Consider the following 11,076-nt stretch of genomic DNA (forward strand, 5'->3'; position numbering starts at 1 on the left):
TTAGTGGGCGGCGCCGGACGTTCGTCCAGGGTCTGCCGGCGCCAGGCGGCGCCTCGCGTCATCGCTCCCCGCACGCCGCTTCGCGCCGCACGGGTACCCCGGCTCCGTCAGCCCAGGTAGAACACCGCTACCTGGGCCTCCTCCGCCTCGCGACGCATCCACCCGGCATCCGACACCCCCCGAACAACCTCCGGCGCCGACCACTTAGTCTTGCGCATGTTCTGTCGGGCACCGCTGATTCTGGCCGCTCACCGGCCTCGGCCCGCATCTGGCCGCTCACCGGCCTCGGCCCGCATCTGGCCGGCTACCGGCCTCGGCCCGCATCCGCAAGGACCGATCGGAGACTCATGACCGCCACGGACGACCGTACCGCGCAGTCGGCCGATCCTGGACCGCATCCGTTGGGGGTGCTGGTACAACGGCTCGACCCGGACCTCCCACTGCCCGCCTACGCCCATGCCGGTGACGCCGGCGCGGACCTCGTGGCGGCCCGGGATGTCACCCTTGCCCCCGGCGAGCGCACCATGGTCGGGACCGGGATCGCCGTCGCGCTGCCCGAGGGCTATGCGGCTTTCGTACACCCGCGCAGCGGCCTCGCCGCCCGCCACGGCGTGTCCATCGTCAATGCGCCGGGAACGGTCGACGCCGGTTACCGTGGTGAGATCAATGTTCTGCTCGTCAACACCGATCTACGCCAACCGGTCCACCTGCGGCGCGGTGACCGAATCGCGCAGCTTGTCGTCCAACGGGTGGAGCGTGCGGCGTTCCGCGAGGTCGCCGAGCTGCCTGAGACGGTGCGGGGTACCGGTGGATTCGGGTCGACCGGCGGCTTCGCCTGACCGTGGGGCCGGCGCGCCGGCGGTCATGAGTCTCCGACCGGCGATCCGACACCCACCCGCATGCCCACATCCACACCAGGCACCGCTGCGGGCCATCATGTGCGAGGAGCCTATTGTGACAACAGGAAGTGGTCGAAGTGTTCCGGCGCGGTCGTAGGCGTGATGGTCGGGGCGGCTCCGGTCCACGTGAACCCGACGGCCGGGATGAGATCCTCGACGTCGTCGACGAGGGTTCCGGACCTGATCCGGACGGCCCCTATGACGCCGAGGACGTTCCGGACGATCACGTCCGGCGGCTCGATCTGGGGTCCCTGCATATCCCGGTGATCGACGGGGTCCAGGTGCAGTTCCAGGTCGATCAGGAATCCGGCCAGGTGCTGACGGTGACTCTCACGGATGGCCAGAGCGCGATGGAGCTGTCGGTCTTCGCCGCGCCGAAAAGTGCGGGTCTGTGGGACGAGGTGCGTGCCGAGATCGCGGACTCCCTTCGCGCGGGACCGGGCGCGGCGCAGGAGGGTAGCGGGCGCTACGGCAGCGAACTGCGACTGCGGCTGCCTACCGCCGTAACGGGTGAGTTCATGCCCGGCACGATGATGGGGATCGACGGTCCGCGCTGGTTCCTGCGGATCGTGCTCACCGGCAACGGCGCGCTCGATCCCCAGGCCGCGCCGCTGCTGACGCAATCGCTGCACCAGCTCGTCGTGGTCCGTGGTGACCAGGCGATGCCTCTACGTGATCCGCTGCCGCTGAAGCTGCCGAAAGAGGTCACCGATCCGCACGGGGCGCACGACCCCGCGGACCAGCCCGATGTGGACCCACACGATGTGGACCCACACGATGTCAGGCCCGGCGTCGCCAAGACTGCGACGCACATGCCGGCTCCGGGCGTACGGATCGCAGAAATCGGCTAGCTGGCTGGGCTGGTTACGGCGCGACGGTGGTGATACGTCCCAGCGGGTCGACGCGTCTCACGCTGTGCGTACCTGAGTCTGCGATGTACACGCTGCCGTCGGAACCTGTTGCCACTCCTTGGGGGCGGCCGAGGGTGGCGTGTGATGCGAGGTCGTTGTCGCCGGACGATCCCGGCCGTCCGGACGATCCCGGCCGTCCGGACCCCGCGGCGGTCGCAATGGTACCGTCCGCTGTGACCGCCCAGATACGGTGATTGTCGGGATCTGCGATATAAAGAGTTCCGGTTGAGGCGGCCGCGATGCTGTGCGGCGGGCCGATGGCGGCCATCAGTGCAGGTGTGCCGTCGCTCACCGGGCCGCCGTAGACGACACCGGCGATCGTGACGATCTGGCCATCCTGAGTGACCCGGCGGACCCGCTTGTTGCCGGTGTCGGCTATGTACGCTTCGCCCCGATTGTTGAGGGCCACCGCGTACGGCCGGTTCAGACGTGCCAGCGTCGCGGGTCCGCCGTCGCCGGAGAACCCCGGTGTGCCGATGCCCGCCAGGACCAGGACAGCGCCGTCTGGGGTTAGCCGCAGTATCTGGTGGCTGTCCGTGCAGGCCACGTAGAGCGCACCGGTGGCGTCGAGCGTCACCCCATGGGGGCGTTTGAGGGTCAGATGAGCCGCCGCGGTGCCGGCCGGCGGGATGGCGGGGCCGGATTCCCCACCGCCGCCGGCGACAACCTCGATCATCCCCTGCGGATCGATGCGACGGATGCGGTTGTTGAAGCTGTCGGCGATGTAGAGGCACCCGTCGCGGCCGGCCGCAATGCCGTGCGGGCTGTCCAACTCGGCGTCGAGCGCCGGACCGCCGTTGCCGGCGAAGCCCGCTTTGCCGGTACCGGCGACCGCGCTGATCCCTCCGTCGGGGTCGATGCGACTGATCCGGTTCAGGAACGGGCTGGAGACGTAGATCGTGCCGTCGTCCTCGACGGCAAGCCCGAAGGGGTAATCGATCCGTGCGTCGTCCATATCCGACCGGTTGCGTGGTTTGTCGCTGGGTGTTCGTGACCAGAGGTGATCGGCCCACCGTGCGGCGGCACGACGCATCAACGGACGTGGCGTGTTACGGCGGGACGGCGTCCGGCCTGGAGCCGCCGGGGCGGCATTCCCATCGGGTGCCGAAACATCCGATGCCGAATCGGCGATGTGTAGCGGCGGGCCGGACGGATCGCTCGGCGCAGCAGCCCCGGCCAGGGGTGCTGACGGTGAGTCCGTGGCGCGACGACCGGTGTCGATATCGGTCCGGCTGCGGGCGGCGTCGCGAACCTCGTCCTCGAGCCGCAGCGGCAGTGGGCACCTGGCAAGCCAGTCCGGTCCCAGGATGCCCGCGGCCGCGGCGGCGAGGTCCAGGGCGAACGTCGCGGCCGAGGGATGGCGTTGCGTCGGGTCCTTGCGCAGCGACCGGGTGAGCAGGTCTGCGAGCACGGGTGGCGCATGGTGCAGTGGTGGCGGGTTCACCTCGACGTGGTGACGCAGCAGCTCCAGCAGCGGCATGTCCAGCGGGAAGGGCGGCCGCCCGGTCAACAGCTCGTAGAGGACGATTCCGAGGGAGTACACGTCGGACGAAGCGCTGAGCCGGCGACCGGTGATCTGCTCGGGGGACATGTACGCGGGGGTGCCCACCTGCGCAGTGGCGATGGCGCTGGAGCTGTCGTCGATCTTTGCGATGCCGAAGTCGGTGACCTTGAGAAGTCCGTCCGCCGTGAAGAGCATGTTGTCCGGTTTGATATCCCGATGCAGGATATGACTGGCGTGGGCGCAATCCAGCGCACCCGCCGCGGCCAGGCCGATCGCGCAGACCGTGTCGATGGTCAGGCCGGCCGACGCCCGGGTGCGCACACTTCCACCGGGAAGCAGTTCCATCACGAGGAGACACAGGTCCTCGGTCTCGACGTAGTCGTAGATCCGCACCAGGTGTGGATGGTCCAGGCAGGCCAGTACCCGGGCTTCGGACAGGAATCGGCCGTGCTCGTCGATCCGGCCTCCCCGGGAGGCTACTATCTTGATCGCAACAGGTCGATCCAGGCGGCGATGCCGGCCGGCCAGCACGATGCCGGACCCACCGTGACCGAGGACCTCCGCGATGTGATAGCCGGGCAGAATTGCCTCGACCCGGTCCCGTTCAATGAGCACGTGTGACGTCCGGTGCGGCCCGGGCGGGATCGTCCGTCCGGATGATTTTGATCATGATTGGCATGGCGGTTTGTACGGCAGGTCGCCCACATACTGCGCCCACTCGCTACGGGTGAGTGGATCGCCGACCCGGTCGCAGACCCGCTGGATGACCGTGTCGGGGTCGAGGTCCCAGGTGAAGCCGACGACCTGGAAGGGTGCGCCGTAGAGGGTGGCGCCGTTCGGGCTGAACGCCACCTCGGAGAAGGCGTTGTAGTAACCCCGAAGGTCGGCGAGGAGCGCGGGCCGAGCGGTGTCGTGGATGTCCCAGAGCCGGACGGTGGAATCCGCCGCGCCAGAGGCGAGCGTGCGGTTGTCGGGGCTGAACGCGACGGTGTTCACACGGCCGCCGTGTCCGGTGAGGGTCGAGCGCAGGCGTGGCGAGCCGGGAGTCGAGACATCCCACAGGGTGATGGTCCGGTCGCTGCCCCCGGTGGCCAACGTTCGTCCGTCCGAGGAGAAGGCGACACCGTACACACCGGAGCCGAACTGCGTCAGGCGTCCGATCTCGACCGGTTGGGTGCGGTTGCGGACATCCCAGAGGCGCACGGTGCGGTCCTTGCCCGCGGTGGCGACGGTGGTCCCGTCCGGACTGAACACGGCCGCGGACGCGCCGGAGGGGTGAGCCGCCGACATGGCGGCCAGCACCTGGGGCTGCCGTGGGTCGGTCACATTCCAGAGCTGGATGCCTCCGCTGTCACCCGCGACCACCATCGTCTGGCCGTCCGGACTGAAGGACAGATCGTTGACCGCGTCGATGTCCGTGGTCACCGTGGCCAGCGACACCGGATTCCGTGGGTCTGCGACATCCCAGATTTTGATCGTCTTGTCGATGCTGCCGGTCGCGAGTACGCGGCCGTCGGGTCGGAACTTCACCGCTCCGGTGGCGCCGGTGTGACCGGTGAGCACGGAGATACTGACAGGATTGTACTGATTGCTGACGTCCCACAGTCGGACGGTGTTGTCGTAGTCACCGGTCGCGATAACGTGACCTTTCGGCGACGCGTCCACACTCCACAGGAACCGTCGATGACCGAAGAGCACTGGTCCGGGGGTGTCCCACAGCTTCACCGAGCCGTCGTCCGCGCCGGTGGCCAGGGATCGGCCGTCCGGGCTGAATGCCACCGCCCAGGCGGCCGCGCCGTGCGCGAAGGACGACACGATGTCGGAGTAGTTGTGGGCGTTGTGCAGCTCGACCACGTCACCCGTTGCGATGGCCACCATCCGGCTGTCCGGGCTGAACGCGACGGAGACGATGGGCACCACGGAGTCGATCACCTGAACCTGGCTGGGGCTCTTCGGATCCGTGATGCTGAACACCCGCGCCTCAGAGTCATTACTTCCAGTGACAATTGACGTACCGTCGCCGCTGAACGCCACCGCGCGGACCCGGGTGTCGGGGTCGGCGACGTTGCCGCCGGTGTCACCGGTCAGGTCGCTGAGGTACCCGGGGCTGTTCGGGTCGGTGACATCCCACAGCTTGGCGGTGCCGTCCTCGCTTCCGGTCGCGAGCAGTTTTCCATCGGGGCTGAAGGCGACCGCCCGGATGGCGCCGTGGTGGCCGGTCACGGTCCCCGCGAGAGCCACCGCCGACGGATTGCCGACATCCCACAACCGGACGGTGTCGCCGTACCCACCGGTGGCCAACAGTCGGTTGTCCGGGCTGTAGGCGAGTCCGAACACCGAGCCCGAGGCTGTGGGCAGGGTGGTCCGCACGGCGGGATGGGCCGGGTCGGTGATGTCCCACAGTTTGACGGTACGGTCGTCGCTGCCGGTCGCAACGGTTCGCCCGTCGGGGCTGAACGCCACGGATTTGGCAGCGAGCTGGTGGCCGCGCAACGTGCCGACGGCATCGGGTCGGCGGGGGTTGGTCGCGTCCCAGAGCTTTACCGTCCAGTCGTCACTCGCAGTGGCCACCAGCCGGCCGTCCCGGCTGTAGGCGACGGCCCCGACGGCCCGGGTGTGTCCCGCCAGGTGCCGGGTGGCGAATCCGTAGCCACTGCTGAACGAGGAGAGGACGGCACTGCGTGCTTCCGGTGTCCGGGCCAGTCGGTAGGCAACCACGCCGAGCTGGGCCGCGACGCCCGGGTCGGACGGGCGCAGCGTATCCGCCTGCGTTGCGATGCGCTGGGAAAGCGCCCGGTCACGGGCGGCGGTGGCCGAGGAACGTTGCTGGAGCGCGAACACCGTCGCGCCGGTCGAGAGCAGCACCAGCACCGTCAGGACGGCGACAAGTTGCTTGAGCCGTCGGGTTCGGCGCTGGGTATGTGCGGTTTCGGCCTGCTCGCGGGCGATGCCGGCAGTGACGAAGTCCTGGGCCGGCGGGCTGAGCCCTCCCCGGCGATCGCTGGCCGCAGCCCACTCGCGGGCGCCGGCCAGCCGGGTGCCGGAGAACAGGTAGGACGGGTCCCGGCCGCTGGTGTCCCAGGTTTCGGTGGCGTCGGCGATCTGCTGTCGGGTGAGCGCCCCGGCCCGGTCGATGTCGATCCACTCCCGCAGCCGTGGCCACGACCGCAGCAGGGCCTCGTGGGTGATCTGGACGCCGCCGGCGTCGACAGTCACCAACCGGGCGGCAATCAGCGCGTCCAGGACAGCTGTGGCGGCTGCCGGCTCGCCGGCCTCGGCGAGGAGCACGTCGCGCCGGACCCGCAGGCGGGTGTCGTCCGTGCGGTCACCGATGCGCACCATCCGCAGCATCAGCCTGCGGGCCGCATCCTGGCCGGCCGCGTCAAAGCGGGCATAGGTGTGCTCGGCGGTCGTGGCGATCGCTCCGTGTAGTCCGCCGCTGCGCCGGTAGCCCGCGACAGTGAGAACCTCACCGTCGCGCTCCTGCCAGGTGGCCAGCAGCGCGTGTGCGAGCAGCGGCAACGAACCGGGGTCGGTCACGACCCGCTCATCGCCGGCCCCGAGATCGTGGATGATCAACTCGACGAGGCCGGGCTCGACGGCCAGGCCGACCGCCTCCGCCGGGCACACGATGGCGTCCCGTACCTCGGCCGCACTCATCGGACCCACCACGACCGGGCCGCGCTGCAACGCTTCGATGAGTTCGGGGAAGGCGGCACAGCGGCCGTAGAAGTCGGCACGCAACCCCAGCACGACCACGGCTGGCGGGCTGGTGTTCTCGGTTCCCCGGGCTGCGGCGGACAGCGCGCCAACAAATGCCGTGCGCTCGGCGTCGTCGGCGCAGAGCGTGAACGTCTCCTCGAACTGGTCGATGACGAGTACGACGCGGTCGTCGGCGGTCGCCTCCAGCCCAGCGCGCCGGCCGCTTACCTCTGACAGTGATGTGATGAACCGGTCGTGTTCGGTAACGAGGGATTCGAGGGTGCTGCCGATCGGTATGGGAATGTTACCGATCGTGACCAGTTGCTCGGCCAGTTCGCGCACTGGATGGTCGGTCGGGGCCAGCACAATCTGTTGCCACCGCCGCGAGCCGGACAGGGCGCCGTTGGTGAGCGCCGGCAGCATCCCGGCCCGCAGCAGGGATGACTTGCCTGATCCGGACGGCCCCACGATCATCAGCGGACCGGCTTCGGTGAGCCGCGCGTCCAGCCGGGTCAGCAGGTCGGCGGTGGCCCGCTCCCGGCCGAAGAACCACTGCATCGAACTGCGGTCGAAGGATGCGAGCCCAGGGTAGGGGCAGGTGACCTCCGACGCCACGTCCGAGCGCCCGTCGACTTCCTGGACGCCCGGCTGGCCCGGCTGGCCCGGCTCATGGGCAATCCTGCCGGCCTCGGCGAGCGGGGTGGGAAGAGCGGTCAGCACACGTGTGTCAGGAGCTTCCACGTCGGGGATCGGCGGGGTGTGTGCCGGATTGTGGGCCAGTACTGTCGTGTCCGCCCAGCGCCCGGCCCGTCGCAGCGGACGGGGGCAGCCGCGCGCCACCAGGTTGCGGGCACCCTGGTGGTAGAGACGGTCGACGGTCAGTTCCGGAGGTCCGTCGGGGTCGCCGTTGAGGAGCAGCCGCAACAGTTCCTGCGACAGCGGGGTCCCCTCGGCCTCGGCCCGGTCATAGTCCGGCCTTACGATCGGAGCATCGTCGCCAGATCCCGTCCAAACAGCCGACAACGTGAGATCGATCTCGCTGACCTGCTCTTCGATGACGCCTCGCTGCGCTTTGGTGAGCACGGGGGCTGCCGCGCAGACGGCATCGTCGGTCTGGCTGCTCCCGTAGCGGGTGGTGATCAGACAGCCGTCGATCATCAGGCCGCGTTCGGTGGCCCGGCCCGCCTGTAGCCGGGTGAGCGCCGAGGTCAGCGGCAGCGCGGTGAGACCCAGCCGGTCGGGTCGCAGGTCTGTCGCCGCGGTGGCAAGGTGGAGATCCCCCGCCTGCCCCTGCACGAGATGTCCCAGATAGTAGACGAGCAGTAGGTCGGTAGCGGTCTCCGCGGCGTCGCTGATGGCCAGACCAAGATCGGTGGCGGTGACCGGTTCGGTCAGCATCCGCAGGCTGTCCGTGTTCAGTCCGCACCGCTCCACCAGGACACGGCCCAGCTCGGCAGCCGCCGGGCCAGCGGCCGGGAACGAGGGGCTCGGGCCGGACGTGGGTTCCCCCGTGTCGACGATCAGGACGATGGACCCCGGACGACTCAATCCGAGTTCCGCAATACGCGGACGTGCCGGATCGGACAATGCAGATCCCTCCGAGGCCGCGTGCCCGGGTCGTTGCGATCAGCGGGTCAGCGCAGGTGCGCGATTCCGTCGAGCTACCACAGATCGATGATCGAAATTGGTCGCTTTCGGCCTACCCGCCAAGGCCTGCCGTAATCGGAGGCTGGCGGTCGAGCTGGATCCCGGCGCTTTGTATGCCTGCCGGCGACACAGTGAGTCTCCAGCGGGTGCGGTGCGGTGCGGGTGCGGTGGGTTCGGTGGCGGGAACGGCGGCGAAAACCCCATAAGGATGGATGCCGGGCCTGCGACCGGGCACACTGTGGCGCGTTGAAGCGTTGCCTGGGTGTTACGTTCCCGAGTTCAATCGGAGGAGCCGTGGGAGACCGAGGCGGTTGGCTTGGGCGGGTCGTCCACCGGCTGAACGCGGACGATCGGGTGCTGGAGGCCGAAGACCTGCAGCGGACCGTCCAGGCGGCCGGGGCCGTCCCGATGTGTGACTGCCACGAGCGCCAGGAGGTGTGCGTCGTTGGCTCGATCCGTTCGGTTACTGTACGTAGCCATGCCGGGGCGCCGAGCCTTGAGGCGGACATCTACGATGGCAGCGGTACCGTCACCCTGGTGTTTCTCGGCCGCAAGCACATACCGGGGATTCAGGCAGGACGTGCAGTCAAGGCATCTGGGATGGTCATGAACCGGGACAGTCGCACCACCATCTTCAATCCGCGATACGAGTTGCTGCCCGTGTCGTCTGCGAGCGCGTGAACCTCCGAACCCGCGACCCGCGGGTCGCTCCGGCTGCCGACCGGCAGTCCCCGACGTCCCCGACATCGCTGGCCGACGCCATGGGCGGTCCACGCGGGATGATCGACAGTGCGATCCCCACGGTTGCTTTTGTCGCGGTCAACGCCGAGGCGGGGCTGACCGCGGGCATCGCCTTCGCCGTGGCGACGGCGACCGTTCTGGTCGCGCTGCGGGTCGTCCGCCGCGAGCCGGCGCGCCAGGCGTTCTCCGGGCTGTTCGCGGTGGCCTTCGCCGCGTTCGTCGCGTCCCGGACGCACAGCGCCCAGGGTTTCTTCCTGCCCAGTATCATCAAGAACGCCGTCTTTGCCAGCATCGGCCTGCTGTCACTGGTGGTGCGCAGACCGCTCGCAGGTTTTGTGATGGCCGCGATGGATGCCCGCTACGTCGACTGGCGTCACCACCGCGACCTGCGTCGGGCCGCCGTCCGGGCGACACTGGTCTGGATCATTGTGTTCGCTCTGCGGTTCGTCATCCAGGGTGCGCTCTATCTGGCCGGCGAGACAGGGTGGCTGGCCGCTGCCAACATCGCCCTGGGGCTGCCGTTGTTCGGCGTGGCGATCCTGGCTACCTTCGCCATCGTGCGCCGGCTCGCGCCACGTCAGGCTGGCGCGGACGGACGTGACGGTGCCGCCACCCGTGACGGTGCCGCCGGGATGGCCGCCCCTGTCGCCGGTCGCTCCAAGGTCACCGAGGTGGCGGCGAGCCCGCTGGAGTCCCGCCCAGAGCCAGGCTGAGGGCTTCCTCCACATCCCCGCCGGCGCTCACCACGGCGAGCACCTCGTCGCCTTCTTCCAGGGTGGCGTCGGGGGAGGGGAGCACGACCCGCCCGTCCCGCAGGATCGCCACCAGCGCCGCGTCAGCGGGTAGCGCAACCTGCGCGATGGGCGTCCCGATCACCGGGGAGTCCTCGGCCAGGGTCAACTCCACCAGCGACGCGTTGCCCTGCATGAAGCGCATCAGCCGGACGAGGTCGCCGACGCTCACCGCCTCCTCGACCAGGGCGGTCAGCATCCGCGGGGTGGACACGGCCACGTCCACCCCCCACGCTTCGGTGAACAGCCATTCGTTGTTCGGATGGTTGACCCGTGCCACCACCCGCGGCACCCCGAACTCGGTCTTCGCCAGCAGCGAGACGACCAGGTTGACCTTGTCGTCCCCGGTCGCGGCGACCATCACCGCGCACTCTTGGAGGTTGGCGCTCTCCAGGGATGCCAGTTCGCACGCGTCGGCCAGCAGCCAGTTGGCGTGCGGCAGCGCGTCCATCCGTATCTTGCCCGGGTCGCGTTCGATCAACAGCACCTCGGAGCCGTTGTCGATCAGTTCGGCGGCGATGGAACGGCCGACCTTGCCGGCACCGGCAACGGCGATCCGACGTGGCCTCATGTGGGCAGACCTTCCTTCGGACCGGCCTTCAGCACGGCCTCCACCTGCGCCGCCCGTGCCTTGGGAAAAGCCAGGTGCAGCGTGTCGCCGTCCTGGATGAGGGTATGGGCATCGGGGAGCAGACCCTCGCCGAAGCGGGTGACACAGGCGACCCGGGCGCGTGCGGCGCCCTCAAGTGTGGACACGCGTAGTCCCACCCATGATGCGGAGGGTGTCATCTCTGTCAGCAGGATCATGCCGGACGTGTCCGTCCACTCCGGCGTTATGGCATCCGGGACGAGACGGCGCAGAATTTGGTCGCGGGTCCAAC

General features: G+C 69.1%; 7 protein-coding genes and 1 pseudogene. 4 read left to right on the forward strand and 4 right to left on the reverse strand.

Annotation, left to right across the window (positions count from 1 at the left end; genetic code table 11):
* Window positions 1-347 precede the first annotated feature (347 nt).
* Together dut and U9977_RS21065 are read left to right on the forward strand one after the other, a co-directional pair.
* Window positions 348-839: a dUTP diphosphatase gene (gene dut, locus U9977_RS21060; protein ID WP_322751012.1), complete on the forward strand. Its 492-nt coding sequence runs from the start codon at window positions 348-350 to the stop codon at window positions 837-839.
* Window positions 840-967: 128 nt separating this feature from the next.
* Window positions 968-1,750, forward strand: a complete 783-nt coding sequence (locus U9977_RS21065; protein WP_322751013.1) for a DUF3710 domain-containing protein — start codon at window positions 968-970, stop codon at window positions 1,748-1,750.
* 13 nt (window positions 1,751-1,763) lie between these two features.
* Here the strand turns inward: U9977_RS21065 and U9977_RS21070 are convergent, their stop codons facing one another.
* Together U9977_RS21070 and U9977_RS21075 are read right to left on the reverse strand one after the other, a co-directional pair.
* Window positions 1,764-3,929: a serine/threonine-protein kinase gene (locus U9977_RS21070; protein WP_322751014.1), complete on the reverse strand. Its 2,166-nt coding sequence runs from the start codon at window positions 3,927-3,929 to the stop codon at window positions 1,764-1,766.
* Window positions 3,930-3,980: 51 nt separating this feature from the next.
* Window positions 3,981-8,564, reverse strand: a complete 4,584-nt coding sequence (locus U9977_RS21075) for an AAA family ATPase (protein ID WP_322751015.1) — start codon at window positions 8,562-8,564, stop codon at window positions 3,981-3,983.
* Between the two features lie 393 nt (window positions 8,565-8,957).
* On the opposite strand from U9977_RS21075, the gene U9977_RS21080 reads away from it, so the two are divergent.
* Window positions 8,958-9,344 (forward strand): OB-fold nucleic acid binding domain-containing protein, encoded by a 387-nt coding sequence (locus U9977_RS21080; RefSeq protein WP_322751016.1) that lies wholly within the window; start codon window positions 8,958-8,960, stop codon window positions 9,342-9,344.
* An 80-nt stretch (window positions 9,345-9,424) separates the two neighbouring features.
* Window positions 9,425-10,117: a DUF3159 domain-containing protein gene (locus U9977_RS21085; protein WP_322751019.1), complete on the forward strand. Its 693-nt coding sequence runs from the start codon at window positions 9,425-9,427 to the stop codon at window positions 10,115-10,117.
* Here the strand turns inward: U9977_RS21085 and U9977_RS21090 are convergent.
* Together U9977_RS21090 and U9977_RS21095 are read right to left on the reverse strand one after the other, a co-directional pair.
* Complete coding sequence (locus U9977_RS21090; RefSeq protein ID WP_322751017.1) at window positions 10,068-10,766, reverse strand: TrkA family potassium uptake protein; 699 nt, start codon at window positions 10,764-10,766, stop codon at window positions 10,068-10,070. The two genes, U9977_RS21085 and U9977_RS21090, sit on opposite strands and share 50 nt — an antisense overlap.
* Window positions 10,763-11,076, reverse strand: a pseudogene (locus tag U9977_RS21095) (TrkA C-terminal domain-containing protein); the annotation flags it as partial. The gene U9977_RS21090 and the pseudogene U9977_RS21095, both read right to left, overlap by 4 nt.

The organism is Protofrankia sp. Cas8 (assembly GCF_963555845.1).
Classification (GTDB): Bacteria; Actinomycetota; Actinomycetes; order Frankiales; family Frankiaceae; genus Protofrankia.